Origin of the sequence: Pseudomonas sp. FP1740, from assembly GCF_030687165.1 — a bacterium.
Taxonomy (GTDB): domain Bacteria; phylum Pseudomonadota; class Gammaproteobacteria; order Pseudomonadales; family Pseudomonadaceae; genus Aquipseudomonas.
In genome coordinates this window covers 4,792,861-4,812,625 of the sequence record NZ_CP117461.1, presented here as the reverse complement: position 1 = coordinate 4,812,625, position 19,765 = coordinate 4,792,861, and the positions used below count along the sequence as shown (strand labels likewise).

At 58.8% G+C, this 19,765-nt stretch carries 17 protein-coding genes; 6 read left to right on the top strand and 11 right to left on the bottom strand.

The genetic code is table 11. The annotated features are described in order from the left end of the window. Positions 1–41: 41 nt before the first annotated feature. On the bottom strand, positions 42–1,253 hold the full coding sequence (locus tag PSH69_RS21415) for a pyridoxal phosphate-dependent aminotransferase (protein WP_007940017.1): 1,212 nt from the start codon (positions 1,251–1,253) through the stop codon (positions 42–44). A gap of 226 nt (positions 1,254–1,479) precedes the next feature. Here PSH69_RS21415 and msrB point away from each other — a divergent pair, with 226 nt between their 5' ends. From msrB to PSH69_RS21400, 3 genes are all read left to right on the top strand, one after another. Then, positions 1,480–1,875 (top strand): peptide-methionine (R)-S-oxide reductase MsrB, encoded by a 396-nt coding sequence (gene msrB, locus PSH69_RS21410; RefSeq protein ID WP_019582529.1) that lies wholly within the window; start codon positions 1,480–1,482, stop codon positions 1,873–1,875. A 154-nt stretch (positions 1,876–2,029) separates the two neighbouring features. Further along, positions 2,030–2,515 carry a glutathione peroxidase gene (locus tag PSH69_RS21405; RefSeq protein WP_018930016.1) on the top strand — a complete coding sequence of 162 codons (486 nt, stop codon included), beginning with the start codon at positions 2,030–2,032 and terminating at the stop codon, positions 2,513–2,515. After that, positions 2,512–2,973: a MarR family winged helix-turn-helix transcriptional regulator gene (locus PSH69_RS21400; protein WP_305409742.1), complete on the top strand. Its 462-nt coding sequence runs from the start codon at positions 2,512–2,514 to the stop codon at positions 2,971–2,973. Before PSH69_RS21405 ends, PSH69_RS21400 begins: the two co-directional genes overlap by 4 nt. Here the strand turns inward: PSH69_RS21400 and PSH69_RS21395 are convergent. After that, a complete protein-coding gene (locus PSH69_RS21395) occupies positions 2,957–5,278 on the bottom strand; it encodes a response regulator (protein WP_111455021.1) in 2,322 nt (773 codons plus the stop codon). The genes PSH69_RS21400 and PSH69_RS21395 overlap by 17 nt on opposite strands. A gap of 166 nt (positions 5,279–5,444) precedes the next feature. Between PSH69_RS21395 and PSH69_RS21390 the strand changes: the two genes are divergently transcribed. Together PSH69_RS21390 and PSH69_RS21385 are read left to right on the top strand one after the other, a co-directional pair. Further along, positions 5,445–6,335: an ATP-binding protein gene (locus PSH69_RS21390; protein WP_018930014.1), complete on the top strand. Its 891-nt coding sequence runs from the start codon at positions 5,445–5,447 to the stop codon at positions 6,333–6,335. Continuing rightward, the gene (locus PSH69_RS21385) at positions 6,332–6,814 is read left to right on the top strand and encodes a GAF domain-containing protein (RefSeq protein ID WP_111455020.1); all 483 of its coding nucleotides are present in this window, start codon (positions 6,332–6,334) and stop codon (positions 6,812–6,814) included. The genes PSH69_RS21390 and PSH69_RS21385 overlap by 4 nt, the downstream gene beginning before the upstream one ends. On the opposite strand, the gene PSH69_RS21380 is transcribed toward PSH69_RS21385, so the two are convergent. The 9 genes from PSH69_RS21380 to PSH69_RS21340 form a co-directional block, all read right to left on the bottom strand. Beyond that, a complete protein-coding gene (locus tag PSH69_RS21380; protein WP_305409741.1) occupies positions 6,815–9,760 on the bottom strand; it encodes an HD domain-containing phosphohydrolase in 2,946 nt (981 codons plus the stop codon). Between the two features lie 32 nt (positions 9,761–9,792). Further along, positions 9,793–13,053, bottom strand: a complete 3,261-nt coding sequence (locus tag PSH69_RS21375) for a transporter substrate-binding domain-containing protein (protein WP_370695217.1) — start codon at positions 13,051–13,053, stop codon at positions 9,793–9,795. Between the two features lie 8 nt (positions 13,054–13,061). Beyond that, positions 13,062–13,688 (bottom strand): response regulator transcription factor, encoded by a 627-nt coding sequence (locus PSH69_RS21370; protein WP_007940027.1) that lies wholly within the window; start codon positions 13,686–13,688, stop codon positions 13,062–13,064. Positions 13,689–13,943: 255 nt separating this feature from the next. Then, positions 13,944–14,348 carry a response regulator gene (locus tag PSH69_RS21365; RefSeq protein WP_018930010.1) on the bottom strand — a complete coding sequence of 135 codons (405 nt, stop codon included), beginning with the start codon at positions 14,346–14,348 and terminating at the stop codon, positions 13,944–13,946. A gap of 171 nt (positions 14,349–14,519) precedes the next feature. Continuing rightward, positions 14,520–15,851 carry a deoxyguanosinetriphosphate triphosphohydrolase gene (locus PSH69_RS21360; protein ID WP_305409738.1) on the bottom strand — a complete coding sequence of 444 codons (1,332 nt, stop codon included), beginning with the start codon at positions 15,849–15,851 and terminating at the stop codon, positions 14,520–14,522. A 67-nt stretch (positions 15,852–15,918) separates the two neighbouring features. Continuing rightward, positions 15,919–17,082, bottom strand: a complete 1,164-nt coding sequence (locus PSH69_RS21355; protein WP_230139273.1) for an EAL domain-containing protein — start codon at positions 17,080–17,082, stop codon at positions 15,919–15,921. A gap of 125 nt (positions 17,083–17,207) precedes the next feature. Next, entirely contained in the window at positions 17,208–17,549 is a 342-nt protein-coding gene (locus PSH69_RS21350) for a hypothetical protein (RefSeq protein ID WP_019020946.1), read from the bottom strand. Then, on the bottom strand, positions 17,546–17,935 hold the full coding sequence (locus PSH69_RS21345) for a phage holin family protein (protein ID WP_018930007.1): 390 nt from the start codon (positions 17,933–17,935) through the stop codon (positions 17,546–17,548). Before PSH69_RS21345 ends, PSH69_RS21350 begins: the two co-directional genes overlap by 4 nt. Before the next feature lies 1 nt (position 17,936). Next, positions 17,937–18,251 carry a YqjD family protein gene (locus PSH69_RS21340; protein WP_007940034.1) on the bottom strand — a complete coding sequence of 105 codons (315 nt, stop codon included), beginning with the start codon at positions 18,249–18,251 and terminating at the stop codon, positions 17,937–17,939. 305 nt (positions 18,252–18,556) lie between these two features. Here PSH69_RS21340 and PSH69_RS21335 point away from each other — a divergent pair, with 305 nt between their 5' ends. Further along, complete coding sequence (locus PSH69_RS21335; protein ID WP_305409737.1) at positions 18,557–19,765, top strand: ammonium transporter; 1,209 nt, start codon at positions 18,557–18,559, stop codon at positions 19,763–19,765.

Genomic DNA, 19,765 nt, shown 5'->3' with positions numbered 1-19,765 from the left:
CACCGTGCGACTTTTATCTGCGTCGCACGGTGACAGGCCAATTACTGGCGATAGGACTTGAGGAAGTTGCCGATCCGGCCAATGGCCTGATCCAGGTCGTCGACCCGTGGCAGGGTGACCACGCGGAAATGGTCTGGCCATGGCCAGTTGAAGGCCGTGCCTTGTACCACCAGCAGCTTTTCCGAGAGCAGCAGGTCGAGCACGAATTTCTCGTCGTTGTGGATCGGGCAGACTTTCGGATCGATCCGCGGGAACGCATACAGCGCACCCATCGGCTTGACGCAGCTCACGCCCGGAATGTCGTTGAGCAGTTCCCAGGTGCGATTGCGCTGTTCCAGCAGGCGCCCTTGGGGCAATACCAGGTCGTTGATACTCTGATAGCCACCGAGTGCGGTCTGGATCGCGTGCTGGCTCGGCACGTTGGCACACAGGCGCATATTAGCCAGCATGTCGATGCCTTCGATGTAGCTCTGGGCGTGGTGTTTCGGGCCGGAAATGGCGATCCAGCCGGAGCGGAAGCCGGCCACGCGATAGGACTTGGACAGGCCGTTGAAGGTCAGGCACAGCAGGTCCGGTGCCAGCGAGGCGGTGCAGATGTGCACGGCGTCGTCGTACAGGATCTTGTCGTAGATCTCGTCGGAGAACACCACCAGATTGTGCTGGCGGGCCAGCTCCAGCATGCCCAGCAGGACTTCTTTCGAATACACCGCGCCAGTCGGATTGTTCGGGTTGATGATCACCAGGGCCTTGGTGTTCGGGGTGATCTTGGCCTTGATGTCGGCCAGGTCCGGCCACCAGTTGGCCTGCTCGTCGCACAGGTAATGCACCGGGTTGCCGCCCGCCAGGCTCACTGCGGCGGTCCACAGCGGATAGTCGGGGGCCGGCACCAGCACTTCGTCGCCGTTGTTGAGCAGGGCCTGCATCGACATCACGATCAGCTCGGAAACGCCGTTGCCCAGGTAAATGTCTTCAATGCCGACGCCTTCCACCTGCTTTTGCTGGTAGTACTGCATCACGGCTTTACGGGCGCTGAACAGGCCTTTGGAGTCGCTGTAGCCCTGGGCGGTCGGCAGGTTGCGGATCACGTCCTGAAGGATTTCGTCCGGCGCTTCGAAACCAAAGGGCGCCGGGTTGCCGATGTTCAGCTTGAGGATGCGATGGCCTTCCTCTTCCAGGCGTTTGGCGTGCTTGAGCACTGGGCCGCGAATGTCGTAGCAGACGTTGGCGAGCTTGTTCGATTTGCTGACCTGCATGGCGATGTGTTCCCGAAAATGAACGATCCAGGCGGCGTGTGAACGGCCGTGCTGGGAATCCTGCGTATTCACACAGGCCTGACGCCTTGAGTGGCGGCACTCATAAATCCGTTTGAATGCGCGTGGTCTGGCTGCCAGACTGGCGTTTGACGAGGCGCAATCATACGTGCCGCCCGATCCGTGGAAAAGGTACAGATCGGGCTTTTTCAGCTGCTGAGGTGTATCAATGGAAAAGTTGGAAAAAACCCTGGAAGAATGGCGGGCCATGCTTGATCCGGAGCAGTACAACGTTTGCCGCCTCAAGGGCACCGAGCGACCGTTCTCCGGTAAATACAACGCCACCAAAACCGACGGCGTTTATCACTGCATCTGCTGCACCGCACCGCTGTTCGACTCCAAAACCAAGTTCGATTCCGGCTGCGGCTGGCCGAGCTTCTATGCGCCGATCGGCGACAGCGCGATGGTCGAGATCCGTGATATCAGCCACGGCATGATCCGTACCGAAGTGGTCTGCGCCAAATGCGATGCGCACCTTGGGCATGTGTTCCCGGACGGTCCGCCGCCAACCGGTTTGCGTTATTGCATCAACTCGGTGTGCCTGGACCTCGTTCCCCGCGAATAATCTGCTGATGTCGTGCGTCTGACTTGTGTACGCAGGAGCAGCCTCCGGCAGCTCCTGCAATGATGTTCGCGTGTCGGGCATCTATTGGTTTATTAAATTGCACACAATTCAATTGCTCGCTATGTTTGATCTTCCTTCATTCGGAGTTCGTGCCATGAGCGACAACCTGCTGAGCATCCCTTGCACCACCATCAAGGGGGAGCAAAAGACCCTGGCCGATTTCGCCGGTAAAGCGGTGCTGGTGGTCAACACTGCCAGCAAATGTGGTTTCACCCCGCAGTACAAAGGCCTTGAAGAGCTCTGGCAGAGCTACAAGGATCAAGGTTTGGTGGTGCTCGGGTTTCCCTGCAATCAGTTCGGCCAGCAGGAGCCGGGCAACGAAGGGGCGATTTCCGAGTTCTGCGAGCTGAATTACGGGGTGAGTTTCCCGCTGTTCAAGAAGATCGAAGTCAACGGTGCCGGCGCTCATCCGCTGTTCGTTCAGCTGAAAAAACGCGCGCCAGGTGTATTGGGTTCCCAGGGCATCAAATGGAACTTCACCAAGTTTCTGATCGGCAAGGACGGTCAGCTGGTCAAGCGCTTTGCTCCGGCCACCAAGCCGCAAGCGCTGCGCCGCGAGATCGAAGCCCTGCTCAAATGAACACGTTGTCAGTCGATTCGCTGAAACTCGACAGTCAGCTCTGCTTCAAGCTGTACGCCGCTTCTCGGGCGGTGATCCGTGCCTACAAGCCGATGCTCGATCAACTGGGCCTGACCTACCCGCAATACCTGGCGATGCTGGTGCTTTGGGAATGGCAGGAGGCGGCGCCGGAGCAGCCGACGGTCAAGGCGCTGGGTGAGCGCCTGGCACTGGATTCCGGGACCCTGACGCCGCTGCTCAAGCGTCTTGAGCAACTGCAACTGGTGCAGCGCCAGCGTTCGGCGCGCGATGAGCGCGAGGTGCACTTGAGCCTGTCGTCCACCGGCAAGGCCTTGCGCGATCAGGTCGGGCCGCTCAAGGCCCGCCTGTTGTGCGATAGCGGTGTCGATCTGGATCGCCTGAATGAGCTGCGCGATGGTCTCGATCACCTGTTGGGGCACATCAAATCGCTGTCGTAGTGGGTATCCACAAGTCGAGCAGGGCCGCCAGTTCTTCCCGGCGGAAGGGTTTGGCCAGGTAGTCGCTCATGCCCGCCGCACGGCAGCGTTCGCGTTCTTCGGACATGGCGTTGGCGGTCAGGGCGACGATGGGCAGTTGTGGCCAGCGCCCGCTGCGACGGATCTGCCGGCTGGCTTCATAACCGTCCATCACCGGCATGTTGCAGTCCATCAGCACCAGGTCGAATTCGCTGTGTTCGAGCTGATCCAGGGCTTCGGCGCCATGGGCCGCGACGCTCACCTCGCAGCCGAGTTTGCCGAGCATGCCCTTGGCCACCAGCTGATTGACCGGGTTGTCCTCCACCAGCAGGATGCGCCCGCGTCGCTGGGGCGAGAGGACTTCGACCCGGGCACCGTTGATCGTGTTGAGTTCCGGCTGCAGGATCCGTCGCAATGTCTGGTAAAGCGCGTTGCGCGCCAACGGTCGCGCCTGTTGCTGCAAAGGTGCCAGGGCGCTGGCTTGCTCGCTGGGCAGGAAACTGCCGTAAGCGGTCACCAGCAGAATCGGCGCGGTAAAAGTCGGGCGCAGGCCAAACAGGCATTCGGGGCAGTCGGTGATCAACACATCCGGTTTCAGGCCGATCAATCGGTCATCGATGGAACGTTGTTGATAGCCGAGCCCCCATTCGGGCAATAGATTCTGTAGCAGTTCTGCCAGACCGCTGCTGGCGGCCGTGATCGCGACGATGTTGCCTTGCAGAGCTGCTGGCGGGATGGCGCGAGTGTGGCAGGGCAGCGGCAGGTCGGCGCAGAACTGACTGCCGAAGCCTGCTTCCGAGCTGATCGTCAGACGCCCCTGCATGGCTTCGCAGAGGTTATAGGTCAGCGCCAGGCCCAGCCCGGTACCGCCGAATTGCCGGGTAATGCCGGCACCGGCCTGGGTAAAGGGCTGGAAGATTTTGACCTGCGCGTCTTGGGCGATACCGATGCCAGTGTCGCAGACCTCGATTCGCACGCCATCTTCGAACGTTGAAAGACGCACATCGACCCGCCCGAAGCGGGTGAACTTGAGGGCGTTGGACAACAGGTTGCTGACGATCTGCCGGACCCGGGTCGGATCACCGAGTACCAGCGCGGGAAATTGCGGGTCGATCAGGCACGTCAGCTCGACGCTCGGCGCGGCGTTCTGGGACAGCAGGTTGGCGGTGTCTTCGATCAGCGAGCCAAGGTCGAATGGAATGTGTTCGAGTTCCAGTTGGCCGGCATCGAATTTTGACAGGTCGAGGATATCGTTGAGCAGCTCCACCAGCACTTTGCCCGAGTCATGGGCGATGGACAGCTGTTGCTGCTGCTCGGCATTGAGCGGGCCGTCCAGCGAGAGCGCGATCATCCCCAGCAGACCGTTGAGAGGCGTGCGGATTTCATGGCTCATGTTGGCCAGGAACACCGAGCGTGCCTCGGCCATGTCCAGGGCGGTGCGGCGGGCGACTTCCAGTTCCTCGTTGGACTGGCTGAGCCGGGAGTTGATGGCCTTGAGTTCCGCCGTACGGGCCGAGACGATATTTTCCAGTTGCGAGAGGTAGTCGGTCAGGCGGTTTTCGGCATTGCGCCGCTGCTGGATCTCGGTGGCGATGTTATCGAACTGTTGATTGGCGACCTTGACCAAGACGCCGATTTCATCGTTTTCATGCCCCGCCGGATACTCCAGCCAGGTCGGCTCCGCGCTGCGCGGATCACGACCACTGAGTTCGCGGATGACCCGTACCAGCGGTTTGGTCAGCATCACGTAAAACAGCGCCAGCAGAATGCCCGTAAGGATCAGGCTGCGCGCGAAGCCATTGAGCAGGGTCACTTCGGCCCGGCGCAGGAAACGACTGCCGAAGGTGTAGGTATCGACATCCAGGTGCAAGGTCCCGAGGGATTCGTCCGGCAAGTGGTCGAGGTAAAGACGGTCTTCAAACTGTCGGTTGGCGCCGAACAGGAAGTCGCTGAGCACCCGGTAATTGTTTTCCAGGCCCGGACGTTTGGCGCTGGCCAGCACGGTATTGTTGTTGTCGGTCAATTTCGCGCCGATGATCGCCGGGGAGCGCAGCAGGCCCAGGATCAGCTCCTGGGCGAGTTCGGCGTCGATGTTGTAGGCGATGCGAGACGCGGGGTTATGGCTGATTTCCAGCAAAGACAGGATTTCGCGGTTGATGGAGGCGTCTTCGCTGGCATAATCGATGCCTATTTGCACAAGGCTGAGCAGCGTGCCCAGAATGAAACCGACCAGCACCGTAAGCTTGGCTTGCTTGTACGACAGCCGCTGGCTGAACTTGATATCCATGGGATGTTGAACCACTTCCGTTTCCCTTCGCTGCTCAAGCATAGTCGATCATCAATGGATACCGATGTTCTCGCAAAACACCTGTACGGGGTGTTGGCCGGGCATCGGATGCTGTGTTTCGTCGCTGTACCGCCATCATCACTGTGAACGTGCCCGAGGAGAAGACGTGGATTCCCGATTGAATGCTTTTCTTGAACGCGCCGATGCCGTTCTCGCCCGTATCGAACCGCTGCTGCCGGCGCCTCGGCAAACTGTCGACTGGACACACTGCCTGGCCGCACGCTGGCAACGCGAGGGTCGCAACGGTTTTCTGTTGCCGCTGCAAGTCAGCCTCGACATGCGCCTGTCCGACCTGATCGGCGTTGACCGGCAACTTGAACAATTGGGCCGCAATACTCAACAGTTCCTCGACGGCATGCCTGCCAATCACGCCTTGCTCTGGGGCTCGCGGGGCACCGGTAAATCGTCGCTGGTGCGCGCCTTGCTGGCCGAACACGCCAAGAACGGCCTGCGGCTGATCGAGATCGAGCGCGATCACCTGGCGGACTTGCCGCGGGTGGTCGAGCAGATTGCCAAGCTGCCTCAACGGTTTGTGCTGTTCTGCGATGACCTGTCGTTCGAGTCGGGCGAGGGCGATTATCGCGTGCTCAAGAGCGTACTCGATGGCTCTCTCGAGCAGGCGCCAGATAACGTTCTGCTGTACGCCACCTCCAACCGTCGCCATCTGGTGCCGGAAAAGGAAAGCGATAACGAAAACTGGAAAAGGGTCGATGGCGAGCTCCATCCCAATGAGGCGGTGGAAGACAAGATCGCGCTGTCGGACCGTTTTGGCCTGTGGCTGTCGTTCTATCCGTTTACTCAGGAACATTTCCTCAACGTCGTCGAGCACTGGATCGGCCAATTGGCCGACAAGGCCGGCCTCAAGTGGCAGCGTGACGAAGAGTTGGACATCCTCGCGGTGCGCTGGGCCACTGGCCGGGGTAATCGCAACGGACGTTGCGCGTATCAATTTGCCCGCTATTGGGTCGGGCTGAAGCTGTTGGAGCAAAAGGCATGATCGATTTACAAAAGAGCGGCCAGGGCCTTGAGGGCTACGGCATGCTATGGGCACAGCTGGAATCGTTGCTGGCGGACGAGCGTGATTTTATCGCCAACGCCGCGCAATTTTCCGCGTTTGTGTTCAACCAGCTCGATGACCTGAACTGGGCCGGTTTCTACCTTAATCGCAACGAAGAACTGGTGCTTGGCCCATTTCAGGGGCAGATCGCCTGTGTACGGATTCCATTCGGTCGCGGCGTCTGCGGGGCTGCCGCTGCCACCTTGCAGACCCAGCGGGTCGAAGACGTACATGAATTCCCCGGCCACATCGCTTGTGACAGCGCATCGAACAGTGAACTCGTCGTGCCGTTGGTCAAGGACGGTCGACTGATCGGCGTGCTGGACCTCGACAGCCCGAAGCTGGCGCGTTTTACCGCTGACGATCAGGCCGGAATCGAGCAACTGGCGGCGATTTTCCTGCGTCTGACCGACTGCTGATCAGCCCTTCAAGCCGGCCTTGATCAGCAGGCTTGTCGGGTCGACGGCATCGATCTGTTGTGGCTCCAGGAATTGGCTGGCGTACTGCAAGTAGATTTCGTCGTTGATGAACAGCCCGAACAATTCAGCGTCGATGTGGGCGTCACGGCACATGGTGGCCATGATGCCCAGCGCTTCGCTCAAGGACTTGGCTTTCTTGTAGGGGCGATCGGCGGCGGTCAGCGCTTCGAAAATATCGGCAATCGCCATCATCCGCGCCGGCAGGCTCATGTCTTCGCGCTTCAAGCGTTTGGGATAACCGGTGCCGTCCATTTTTTCGTGGTGGCCGCCGGCGATTTCCGCGACGTTATTGAGGTGACCGGGGAAGGGCAGGTGACTGAGCATCAGGATCGTCTGCACCATGTGGTGATTGATGATGTAACGCTCCTCGCGGGTCAGGGTGCCTCGGGCGATGCTCAGGTTGTAAAGTTCGCCCCGGTTGTACTTGTATCGCGGCACGTCGAGCTTGAATCCCCAGGGATTGTCGTCCGGGATCAGTTCGCTGTCGGCGCGCTCGAGCAGATGCTCGGGTTTATCCGCCAACAGTGGCTCGCTGACCGGCAGGGTCGGCGCCGGGGTCCGGGCCTGGCGCCGGTTCTCTTCCCACGAAACGCCTAGCCGATCGTCCAGGGTTCGGGTCCAGGTACGTTGGGCGATGGTGTTCAGCCGCTGCAGATCGGTCTCGGCCATGGCCTCGCTGCCCAGGTTGCAGCGCGCCACGAACGCGAAATCATCATCCAGCGCCGCCAGGCTCGCATTGCGCAATTGCGCCAGAGGCGACTCGTCACCCCCCAGGGCGATGGCCTGCCAATAATTGATCCAGGCATCACGCTTGAGGACTTCGAAACGGGTGCGGATTTCGTGGATGCGGTCGTACAGGGTCTCAAGTTTCGTGGCTTTGTCGACTACGTATTCAGGGGTGGTGACCTTGCCGCAATCATGCAGCCAGGCGGCGATGTGCAACGCCTCCCATTCATCTTCGCTGGGCTGATAGCTACGGAAGGCCGGGGCCTGACTGGCAGCGGCCGCCTGTGCCAGCATTAGCGTCAGTACCGGTACTCGCTGGCAGTGCCCGCCGGTGTAGGGACTCTTGGCATCGATTGCGCCGGCCAGCAGCTGAATGAATGAGTCCAGCAGCTGTTTTTGCCTGGCTTGCAGGCGCTGACTTTCGATACTCACGGCGGCCGCGCCAGATACCGCCTGGAGAAACGCGATGCGATCCGGGCGCAGTTTTTCCAGGTCGTCTTGTGCGCCGCTGTCGGCCAGCAACAGGACCAGCAGACCCACGGTTTCGTTATGACGATTGTGTAGCCGAATACCGACCAGATGAACCCGCGGGCACTCCAGCGCGAGCAAGACTTTCTGCAGATCTCCCGCCTGTTCGAAGCCCAGAGAGGTGACGACATTGTCGGCGGTCGACAGTGTTTGCATCCACTGAGGGCTCTGCGAATCCTGGGGTACGTGTCCTTGAATGTCGAATGACGGCAAGGCCTGTGAACTGCCGTTGATGACCAGCGCATGAGGTTCCACGCGATTTTCATCACCTTCGCGCAGGTAGATCAGACCGGCCTGGGCCTGGCCGATCTGCACGGTTTCAAACAACACCCGTTGCAGCAAGGGGGCGAAACGGGTTTCGGCGCTCAGGCTGTCGGTGATCCGGAAAAAACTCGCCAGAGTGTCTTTCATGCGTGCCATCGACACGCTTAATTGGTCGACTTCCAGCACCGGCGAGCGACGGCTGGCCGGAAAATTGAAATCGAAACTGCGAATCGCATCGGCTTCCCGCACCAAGGCGCGCAGGGGGGTGACCAGGACCCTCGAGGTCAGCCAACCCATGGGCAGGCACAACAGCAGCGTTGCCAGGGTAATCAGCGCGCCTTGCCAGCGCATGCGGTAGGCATCGACGAGCAATTCGTCTTCCGGCACCAGCAGCGCCAGTTGCAGCCCCTGGGGGCCACCCTCCTGCATGCTGCTACGCGCCGCGATCCATTGACGACCCGCAGCGTTCAGGCGATTGATCTCAGGGGAACTGGTGAGCAGGGCCGCGAGGCTGGGGCTCAGGTCGGCGGCTTTGATCAGCCGGGCCGTCTGGTCGTCGACGATCAGTTTGCTGCTGTCGGGGTAGGCGACGGCATTACCCTCGGCATCGAGCAGCACTATTTCGGTGCCGGGCGTCACCACATGTTTGGCCAGGGTAGCCGACAGTTCCGCCAGTGTAAGGTCGGCGCCCATCACCGCTTGCTCACCACTGCGCCGCGCCAGGGTTGTGCCGACGTTGTGGGTGGAGAAAAACAGGTAGGGCTCGGTGGTGATCTGATCACGGTCGCTGCGGGCGCTGGAGAACCAGGCGCGGGTGCGCGGATCGTAGATTTCGTCGGGGTTGTCCAGGCGGCTGACGAGGGCCAGGTTCTGATCGAAAAACAAGGATTGGGAGCGGACCTGACCGCCGCCTGGATGCTCGATGCTCCATACCTGATACGCCACGGTGTCCGGTGCCTTGAGCTGCGTTTTCAGGGCGACGCTGCGCAGGGGGCGAACCATGAAGAAGTCGCCATTGCTGTAACCCAGGTACAGCGAGGCCAGATCGGGGTTGTCCGTGAGTGATTGACTGAAGGGCTTGAGCAACGCCAGGCGTTGCTCAAGGTCGGGCGCCTGGGTTGCCGGATTGTCCGCCAGCAGGCTCAGCAGATGACGAATCGGCTCATAGGTGCGATGCAGGTCCAGACGGACATCCTGCTCGATGCGATTGAAGAGCTTTTCGCTGCTGGAAAGAATGATCCGTGTGGTTTGCCGATAGTTGAAAATGCCCAGTACCACCCCGGTCAGCAACAGCAGGAACGTGAACATCACGCTGATATGGATGTGCAGGGGAAATCGGCGCTGGTCCGGGCGCAGTGGGCTGGGCATTGCAGATTTCTCCATGACGATGAACACACTGCTCAGCCTTCCAGCATAGTTAACGCTCCGTCATTCTGCTGTTTGTCGTGGCGTGCGAGCTGTTGTCGCAACGCGTGATCCAGTTCGAGCATGGCGCGCTCCATGGACTTGCTGCAATCGGCCACTTGATCGTGGTGGGGCCTGTTATGGCAGGCCTTTTCGAGCGCCTCGCAACTTTCGATCAGTCGGGAGGCCTGGACGATTCGCGCCGCGCCCTTGATTTTGTGGGCAATGTCGAGGAGTGACTGCCGGTCGTTTGACCGGGACAACGTCAGCAGCGTTTGCCGATCCAGGTAGTTGCTATTCAGCAGCTCGGTCAACAATCGCCGGTTCAGTGCCGGGTTGCCACCGGTTAACAGGTGCAGCCCCTCCAGACTGAACGCCGGGTCGCGAACCGTCGGTGCAATGCCTTCGATCCATTGGCTTAAGGCTGTCAGGCTGAGAGGTTTGAACAGGCAATCGTCCATCCCGGCTTGTTTGCAGCGTTGTCTTTCCTCCGGTTGCGCATTAGCGGTGAAACCCAGAACGGTACAGGCGGGGCGCTGCATGCGCTGTTCATGTTGGCGAATGGCACGAGCCATCTCATATCCATTCATGATAGGCATATTGCAATCGGCAATCACCAGGTCGAATGGCTGATCTTTCCACGCCTCCAATCCCGCCTCGCCATCTGCTGCGACCTTGAACCGATGCCCCAGAAACTCCAGTTGCTGGCACATCAGCAAGCGATTGGCCGGGTGATCATCGACCACTAGAACGTTCAAGGGGACAGCGCTCTGGTGAATCTGTGGCTCGACAATTTCCGGCATCTGTACGGGCGGCAGGGTTGCCAGATTCAGCGAAACCCGAACCTGAGTACCGACCCCGGGCTGGCTGCTCAATTGCAGGTTGCCGCCCATCATTTCACACAGATTGCGGCTGATCACCAGCCCCAGCCCCGTACCGCCCCTGGCTAACTGGGCGGAGTTATTAGCCTGGACGAAAGGCTCGAACAGTCGCTGCTGATCCTGCTCGCTGATCCCGGCGCCACTGTCCTCAACCAGCAACTGCAGCTGCATGCGGTCGGGCTCCTCGGTCGGTTGCAACTCGAGGCTGATCCTGACCTGACCCTGTTGCGTAAACTTGATTGCATTGCTGACCAGGTTGGACAGCACCTGTTTGAAACGCATCGGGTCCAACAGGACATCGGTCGCAGGTTTAGCAGGGTTGAATGCCAGGTGCAGTCCGAGATTTTTTTGCCGGGCCAGACCGTCGAAGATCCTCACCACCGAGGCCACGGCTTCAGCCAGATTGACGCGTTCCGGGCTCAGGCTCAGACGTCCGGATTCGATGCGCGCGATGTCGAGAATGTCCCCGATCAGTTCCAGCAGGTCTTTTGCCGAGTGATACGCGACGTCGATGGCCGGTCGATCCAGATGGCCAGGATCAATACGTTTGAGTGTTAGCTCCAGCATGCCGATGATCGCGTTCATCGGCGTGCGGATCTCATGGCTCATGGTTGCCAGAAAGGTGCTTTTAGCCCGGTTGGCTTCATCGGCACGTTCTTTCGCCGCCTGCCGCTGTTTTATCTGGCGTCTCATATAGGCGTTCCAGGCAACGGAGATCAGCAGCAGTACGCCAGCACCGGTAACGATCTGATAGAACACTCTGTGATAGTTGCGCCAGGTGCTTTGCGAGGCCGCCGAATAGCCACGCCAGCGGTTATTGATGATACCCAGCTCTTCCGGTGCGATGCTCAACAGCGCTTTGTCGAGGATGGCATTCAGTTCTTTGGCGTCGCGCCCGGTCGCCAGGGAAAATGCCGCCTGTTGGGTGCCAATGGTGGTGGTGATCTGAAGTGTCCGCTCGAAGATCCGCGATGAGATGAAGTAGTTGGCGATCACCAATGAGTTCACAGCACCTTCTGCCTTGCCCTCGGCGAGCAACTCCACGGCACTGAACGTGTCTGGAGTTTCAACCAGGTTGATCCGCGGAAACTCGCTACGCAGGTAATCCACCAGTGGATTGCCTTGGGCAATAGCCAGGCGTTTGTCCTGCAGCTGGTTGAGATTGGTCGGGCTGTCGGCCGCTTTGCGTGTCAGCAGAACAAAGGAGTTTTCCAGATAAGGGCGGCTGAAGTTCAACATCGTTTCACGCTGTGCGCTGGGGAGCAGGGCGGCGATCAGGTCGGCCTGCCGGTTAGCGATCTGCTCGACCATCTCGTCATCGCTTCGGCTGCGCTGGATCTCAAACCGCAAACCGGTGCGCAGTCTGATCAGTTCGAGCAGGTCAGCCGTGACACCCCGAAAGTTGCCGTCGCTGTCAAAAAACGTCAGCGGCGCAAATGCTTCATTAACCACCACCCGCACAACCGGATGTTGCGCCAGCCAGCGTTCTTCTTGGTGGGTGAGTTGCAGTTTTTGATCGGTGAGAAGAATGTCGCTGCCGGCACTCCAGCGTTTGGCGATGTTTTCCCGTTCGCTGGTGGGGATGGCCTTGAGTACCGCGTTGATGATCCCGAGCAGGTCCGGGTTGTCCTTCTGTACGGCAAAGCTGAAACCATGGGCTTCGTGTTTACCGAAGTTGGCCATGCGGATGTTGTTCAGATACCCCTTGTTGATCATGTAATGAGTTGAAATGGTGTCACCGAGAAAAACGTCGGCCTGGTCGAAGGCAACCGCGTTGATTGCATTTTGGTAGGACGGGTAGGAGGTGATGATTGCCTTCGGATACAGCGCCCTGACTTCGTCCAGGGGCAGATAGTGATAGACCATGCTAAGCCGCAGGCCGGCGAGTCCATCTGTCAGTGATCGGGTTTCTCCTTCCCGTGTGACCAGCACGGGTTGATCCACTGCGTAAGGGATGGACAGCGCAATGTCGGCATTGTCGGCCTCGAACCCGTTGGCGGTGCCGAGCATGTCGACCTGACCCTTTTCCAGTGCCTCGATCGCAGCCCCTCGGGACGCGAAGCGCTGAACCTTGACGGGCAGCCCCGTCACCTTGCCGAGGATGCCGGCGTAGTCGGCGGTGAAACCTTCGTAGTCGTGGCCGCTGAGGGTCAGGTCGAAAGGCGGATAATCCGGGCCTGACGTGCCCAGGATCAATTCACGTTTGTCTTTGACCCATTGTCGTTGTGAGGTATCCAGTCGGACTTCCATGTGCCCGGTCGTTGAGCGACTGAGCAGGGTGTAGTTTTCACTGGCTGTCTGCGCCGCGAGCACCGGGGTACTCATGCATAAAGCCGTGACCATGAGTCTTAGATAATCCTTCAAACGACTGGGCATCCTGTTCCTCACACTAGCGCGTTACGTTTTGCCATATCGATGAGTTCAACCAGAGATTTGGCTTTGAGTTTCTGCATAAGTCGTTTTTTATAGGTGCTGACAGTCTTGTTGCTGAGGAACATGCCCTTGGCAATTTCCTTGTTGGTGCGGCCTTGGGCAAAAAGTTGTAATACCATCAACTCTCGATCATTTACGGATTTGAACAAGTCCAGGTCTGCCCACTGTGCGTCGTCACAACGAACTGGGTTCAAGGCCTCGCTGGGGAAGTAGTTGTAACCTGATAATACTGCTTTGATCGCGCTTACCAGTTCACTGAGCTCTTCCTGTTTGCATACATACCCTGATGCACCTGACTGCATGCAGCGAATACCAAAAAGTTTTGGGCATTGTGCAGTCAACACCAGTGTTTTTAATGGCGTGCTCATTGCGTTGAAACGTGAGAGCACTTCCAGCCCATCCAGTTTGGGAATACTGATGTCGAGGATGATCAGGTCGGGCATGCATTCGCGCACCATTTGCATGGCATCGACGCCATTGTCAGTTTCACCGACGACTTTGTAACCTTCATGTTCCAGCAGCATTCGAACGGCAAGGCGGATGACAGGGTGATCGTCGACAATAAAAACGGAGTTCATAATCAAATCCCATACGTGCACAAATAAAGCGCGCACCTTAGCTCAGTAGTTGAGGGGGCGCATGAACTGACAAGCCGATAGCAGCAATATAGGAAAAGTCCTACAGCTGAAAAAGAAATGGACTACGTGTCAACTAGGTTTTGAATGAGGAAGGGTTAAAAATTTGATAGTTTAGTCAAGAGGCTAAAAGGCGTTTGGCTATAAGTATTAATCTGTGTTTTGGATGTGGTTCTAGTGTGTGAGAGTTGGTGTTTTTTATTGTGAGGCCAAGGTCAACAAGTTTCTAAAGTCTGATTGTTTCAATGGCTTGATCAAGTAACCCAGCAAGGGAAGTCCGTGTTCGTAGGCTACTGTTTTAAGTTTTTCCAGCTCGGCGGATGTCAGGCTGCTCAGCAGTATTGCCTGTCTGATCATTCCCCGGTGACTGGCGAACTCGATCAAATCAAGACCGGGAAGGTCGGGCAGGCATTGGTCGCACAGAAGAATATCGAACGGTTGCGCAGCTTTGAGCATTTGTTGCAAGGCGCCTTCGGCACTGTCAGTGGTGGTCAGTTGGGTGAAGCCGTAACTCTCGAGCAGGTATTGAGCCGCTCTCAGCTGAAACGGATGATCTTCCACCAGCAATATGTGCCAATCGTGTTTGAACGTAGGAGTTTTCATGCGTCATCTGTCGAGCAGTGGGTGTGCAATTGTTTCGCGAGATGGTCGAACAATCGATCAGTCAGCTCTGCACAAGGTGTAGGGCGATTCTGTCGATGTTGAAATACAGATGAATGTCGAGACATTCGATCAGCCGTTCAGACGTCGCTGACGCGGCTGATCGATGCGCTGTTATCCGTGGCTTGAACGACCGGTCATTTCCAGCGCCATTTCACCGGCATAGCTGTCGGTCATGCCGGCGATGAAATCAATCATGCGCAAGAAAGAGGTGTGCAACGGGCCATGCGGGTCGGGTGCATTGTTGCCCAACAGGTCGAGTATGCGCCGGTTCTTGAAGGAGGGCGTACGACCATTGTGTTGCTCCAGTGCTGCGCCGCAAAAAGCATTGAGCAGGATTTCCAGGGTGGTGTAGGCGCCGATTTCGTGCAGCGTCTTGCGCTTGTCCTGGAAGATTTTTTTGCGTGCCATGTCCTTGGCATTCAAGACACAGCGTTTGGCCGGGCCATGCATGTGTTCGACAAGGTCCCCCGGTAGCGTGCCGGACAGCAACGCGTCCTGTTGCTCGACAAAGGCTCGGGCTGCTGCGTTGGTCAGGTGTTCGATGGCTTTGCCCCGCAGGATCGCCAGTTTGCGCCGCCGCGAATCCTGTGGACCGAGCTGGCGATAGGTTTCCGGGAGATCGTCGCCCACCAGGTCCAGCAGCAGGGACTCGACTTCGGCGTACTCCAGCAGCTCCATCTCCAGGCCATCTTCCAGATCGATCAGCGCGTAGCAGATGTCGTCGGCGGCCTCCATCAGATACACCAGCGGATGGCGCGCCCAGCGCTGTTCTTCCAGTTGGGGCAGGCTGAGTTTATGAGCGATCTGTTCCAGCAGCGGCAGTTCGCTCTGGTAGCAGCCGAACTTGTGCTTCTTGTAGCCCAGTGAGTCGGCGTGCCGGGCCGTCCACGGGTATTTCAGGTAGGTGCCCAAGGTGGCATAGGTCAGCCGGGTGCCTCCTTCGAACTGATGGTATTCAAGCTGGGTGAGCACCCGGAAACCTTGGGCATTGCCTTCGAAGTTGAGGAAGTCGTTGCGTTCGGCTTCGCTCATGGCATCCAGCCAGCCACGGCCGGCGGCCTGCTGGAACCAGTGGCGGATCGCGTCTTCGCCAGAGTGGCCGAAGGGTGGGTTGCCGATGTCGTGGGCCAGGCAAGCCGATTGCACCACCATCCCCAGGTCGCTCGGTTCACACCAGTCGGGCAGCGCGCTGCGGATGGTTTCACCGACGCGCATCCCCAGCGAACGGCCGACGCAGCTGACTTCCAGCGAGTGGGTCAGGCGCGTATGAATGTGATCGTTGCTGGAGACCGGATGGACCTGGGTCTTGCGCCCGAGACGGCGAAACGCGCCTGAGAAAATGATCCGGTCATGGTCTTTATGGAAAGGACTGCGGCCGAGTTCTTCCGGGCTGTGCACAGGTTTTCCGAGGCGTTCGCGGGTAAGCAGGGTGTGCCAATCCAAGGCTGGTTTCTCCGTCAGGTGACTGTACCCCTAGCTTCCCGTTTCGCGCCGGTACCTGCAAGGAGAACTACAACCCCGCTGCGTCGATATCGATGAGCAGTAGCCGTTCGCCGTTATCGAAAAACTGCCCCGCAGTGAGGCAGTACTGATTGCTGGTGGCGTCGCGGTAAGTGTTGGAAAGCGTCAGACGGCGCTCATCCCAACCTTCGGCCAGCAAGTGATAGAAATAGGGGCGCCATGACCAGTTATGGCCCAGGTAGCGGTTATCGGCTTCCCAGCCGTTGTTGCGCCATTCCAGGTTGGGGGTCAGTTGCGTGCCGTGGCGGTCGCACTGATAAAAACGCAACAGCCAGGGAAACGCTTCCAGCTGCGGCAAGGCGCTGAGGGGGGCGCTGGCTTGAGCCCAGGCTTGCAGGATGGTCATCAGTTCGCTGAGTTGCTGGCGCATGATCATCAGGCGAGCGCGTTCAGTCAGCTTTTGCTGAACGTAACGCTGGCGCAGTTGCGCGAAGCGCTCGACAAAGGCGTCGGTGGCGAAGAAATCCGCTTGCGCTCGGGCGAACAGAAAGCCCTGTACGTAGCGTGAGCCGCACTCCAGGGCAAAATTCAGTTGAGCTTCGGTTTCCACGCCTTCGGCGATGATCCAGCAACCGGTTTTTTCTGCCATTTGCGCCAGTGCCTTGACCACATCGCTGCTGGGACCGCCCAGCGCGGCGGCCTGGAACAGTCGCATGTCGAGTTTGAGAATGTCCGGTTGCAGGGCCAGCACGCGATCGAGTTGAGAGTAACCGGCACCGAAATCATCAATGGCGATCCGCGCCCCGGCTTGCCGGTAGCGGGCCACGACTTCAGCCAGACGCTGGCTGTCGCCGCCCAATTCGGTGATCTCGAAGACGATTCGCTGTGCATCGACACCATGCCTGCTCAGTTGCTTGAGGCTCGGCAGTGCCTGGTCCCGGCGCAAGCGGCTGATCCAGCGGGGTGAGATGTTCAGGCTGAGAAACCAGTCCGCAGGCGCTTCATGCAGACGGCTCAGGGCGTTGTCGCGAATCTGGCGATCGAGACGTCGCAGGGCGATGGCCGGGGTTCGCGGATCGGCGAACAGCGCACCTACCGAGGCCAGTTGACCATCGGCCTGGCGCAGTCGGCCCAGCGCTTCGACACCCGCGATACGGCCTGTGGCGGTATCGATGAATGGCTGAAAACAGGCGAGCGGTTGCCCGTCGATCACGAGGCCTCCTTATTAAGGTGTTGTTCTGGATAAATACCTGATCGCCAGGTAGGCACGCAGGATCAACCTCTTGATAAAGAGGTTGATCCTGGTGGTATTGCAAGAATGCAGCCAGACAAGACTGATTAGTGTTTGCGCGAAGCGCTCTGCATGACCAGCTTGATAAGCGGCCCCAGTGCGGCGCCCAGGCTAACCAGCTTGGTCAGGCTGCCGATACCGCCGCCCTTGGCACCCTTGCCGGTCAGAAAACCCAACCCGATCACGGCGGCGATGCCCCAGAGCGGGGCGTGTTTGATGCCGAAGCCGTCTTGCAGGCTTTGTGTCATGCCGCGCACCCGTTGCAGGGGCTGCAGCAGTTGTTGGGATTCGTGGCGAATTTCCTGGCGATGCATTTCCATGCGCAGACGGATCAGTGCCTTGCGCATTTCCGTTCGCGAACTATTGCGGGGAAGTTCAGGCATGCTCATGGCAACAGACGCTCCCGATCATTGGCCAGCTCTTCGAGGGTGCCATGGAAGGGCGAGGACTCATCGAAAATCGCTGCCCTCAAGCGCATCGCGCAGAACAACGTAGCGAGGGTGTAGAACACACAGAGCCCGATGATCGCCGCCAGGCGATAGGTGTCCCAGAACAGGATCAACACCAGCGTCGACAACCCCACCAGCAACAACAAGGCAAAGACCAGCGTCAGGCCTGCAAACAGCAACAGGCTTACGGTTCGTGCTTTTTGCTCCTGCAGTTCGATGCCGAACAGTTCGACATGGCTATGCAGCAATCCAAGAAACGCGGCACCCAGGCGCCGCGATGAAGAGCGGGTGCCCGTCGCGGACGAGCCGGATTCATCGATTGCCATATCAGCGCCGAGTAGCCAGCAGACCAATCAGGAAACCCACGCCGGCTGCAATCCCGACCGATTGCCATGGGTTGGCCTGGACGTAATCTTCCGTGGCGGCGACAGCCGCTTTGCCGCGCTCTTGCAGGGCGTCTTCGGTCAGCTTCAGGGTTTCCCGGGCACGCAGCAGGCTGTCGCGGATCTGTTCGCGCAGCTCATCGGCCTGATCACCGGCCAGGGAGGCGGTGTGTTCCAGCAACCGTTCGGTGTCGCTGACCAGTGTCTGAAAATCTTCCATCAGAATTTCTTGAGCAGTCTTTGCCTTGATGCGTGCCATTGGTGATCTCCGTAAGTGGCTTCTGAAGCGTTCGAGTATGAGCCTTGCGCGAAGGTTCAGTACAAATGACTGGTACATCTTTTGCTACGTCGTGGTGCGTCAGCCGGCGCTATTGCGCTGTTGCCGGGCATGATTTCAGGAAAACCCTAACTCAAACAATCAAAACTCGCGCAGAGGCGGCGGTCTTGTGCGCCAAAGCGGTTCATCCGGATCAGCGTTGCGGTCTGGATTAGCTGCAACTTGGTGCGTCGACCATCTGTGCGAACTGCTTTGGTGCTTTTTTCAGCCTTCAGGTCTGCCAATCCATGGAAAATCTGCAAAGTGCTGTGGACAATCTGGTCCATAGCTCCAACACGTTGTTCATCCTTATCGGTGCGGTCATGGTTCTGGCCATGCACGCCGGTTTCGCCTTTCTTGAGGTCGGTACGGTTCGCCAAAAGAATCAGGTCAACGCCTTGTCGAAGATCCTCAGCGACTTCGCCATTTCGACCCTGGCCTACTTCTTTATAGGCTATTGGATTTCCTATGGGGTCAGTTTTATGCAACCGGCGGCGGTGATCACCGCCGATCATGGCTATGGGCTGGTGAAGTTTTTCTTTCTGCTGACCTTTGCCGCGGCGATACCGGCGATCATTTCCGGAGGCATCGCCGAGCGCGCCCGGTTCGTCCCGCAGTTGTGTGCGACGGTGCTGATCGTGGCGTTTATCTACCCCTTCTTCGAAGGTGTGGTCTGGAACGGCAACTTCGGCCTGCAAGCCTGGTTGCTGGCACATTTTGGCGCCAGTTTCCATGATTTCGCCGGCTCCGTGGTGGTTCACGCCATGGGCGGTTGGCTGGCACTCGCGGCGGTGTTGCTGCTGGGGCCGAGGCAAGGTCGTTATCGCGACGGGCGACTGGTGGCATTCGCGCCGTCGAGCATTCCCTTTCTGGCGTTGGGGTCGTGGATCCTGATCGTCGGCTGGTTCGGCTTCAACGTGATGAGCGCCCAGACCCTGCAAGGAGTCAGCGGGCTGGTGGCAGTGAATTCGTTGATGGCCATGGTCGGCGGCACGGTGGCAGCGTTGATCGTCGGGCGCAATGACCCGGGCTTCCTGCATAACGGCCCGTTGGCCGGATTGGTGGCGATCTGCGCCGGCTCGGATCTGATGCACCCGGTGGGCGCATTGGTGACCGGCGCCATCGCCGGGGGCCTGTTTGTCTGGTGCTTTACCGCGGCTCAAGGCAAATGGCGTATCGACGATGTGCTGGGTGTCTGGCCTTTGCATGGGTTGTGTGGTGTCTGGGGCGGGATCGCTTGCGGCGTTTTCGGGCAAACCGCTTTGGGTGGATTGGGAGGCGTGAGCCTGATCAGCCAGTTGATCGGCACCTCTTTGGGGGTAGTCGTGGCGCTGGCCGGTGGTTTTGCCGTGTATGGCGCGATCAAGGCGGTCCATGGCTTGCGCCTGAGCCAGGAAGAAGAGTATTACGGCGCGGATTTGTCGGTGCACAAGATCGGCGCCGTGAGCCAGGATTGA

Bases quoted from the DNA above. Each gene is read 5' to 3' on its own strand.
- PSH69_RS21395 (WP_111455021.1), bottom strand. From the start codon at position 5,278: ATGGATATCAAGTTCAGCCAGCGGCTGTCGTACAAGCAAGCCAAGCTT.
- PSH69_RS21335 (WP_305409737.1), top strand. From the start codon at position 18,557: ATGGAAAATCTGCAAAGTGCTGTGGACAATCTGGTCCATAGCTCCAAC.
- msrB (WP_019582529.1), top strand. From the start codon at position 1,480: ATGGAAAAGTTGGAAAAAACCCTGGAAGAATGGCGGGCCATGCTTGAT.
- PSH69_RS21380 (WP_305409741.1), bottom strand. From the start codon at position 9,760: ATGCCCAGCCCACTGCGCCCGGACCAGCGCCGATTTCCCCTGCACATC.
- PSH69_RS21405 (WP_018930016.1), top strand. From the start codon at position 2,030: ATGAGCGACAACCTGCTGAGCATCCCTTGCACCACCATCAAGGGGGAG.
- PSH69_RS21385 (WP_111455020.1), top strand. From the start codon at position 6,332: ATGATCGATTTACAAAAGAGCGGCCAGGGCCTTGAGGGCTACGGCATG.
- PSH69_RS21415 (WP_007940017.1), bottom strand. From the start codon at position 1,253: ATGCAGGTCAGCAAATCGAACAAGCTCGCCAACGTCTGCTACGACATT.
- PSH69_RS21375 (WP_370695217.1), bottom strand. From the start codon at position 13,053: ATGCCCAGTCGTTTGAAGGATTATCTAAGACTCATGGTCACGGCTTTA.
- PSH69_RS21340 (WP_007940034.1), bottom strand. From the start codon at position 18,251: ATGGCACGCATCAAGGCAAAGACTGCTCAAGAAATTCTGATGGAAGAT.
- PSH69_RS21370 (WP_007940027.1), bottom strand. From the start codon at position 13,688: ATGAACTCCGTTTTTATTGTCGACGATCACCCTGTCATCCGCCTTGCC.
- PSH69_RS21350 (WP_019020946.1), bottom strand. From the start codon at position 17,549: ATGAGCATGCCTGAACTTCCCCGCAATAGTTCGCGAACGGAAATGCGC.
- PSH69_RS21345 (WP_018930007.1), bottom strand. From the start codon at position 17,935: ATGGCAATCGATGAATCCGGCTCGTCCGCGACGGGCACCCGCTCTTCA.
- PSH69_RS21365 (WP_018930010.1), bottom strand. From the start codon at position 14,348: ATGAAAACTCCTACGTTCAAACACGATTGGCACATATTGCTGGTGGAA.
- PSH69_RS21400 (WP_305409742.1), top strand. From the start codon at position 2,512: ATGAACACGTTGTCAGTCGATTCGCTGAAACTCGACAGTCAGCTCTGC.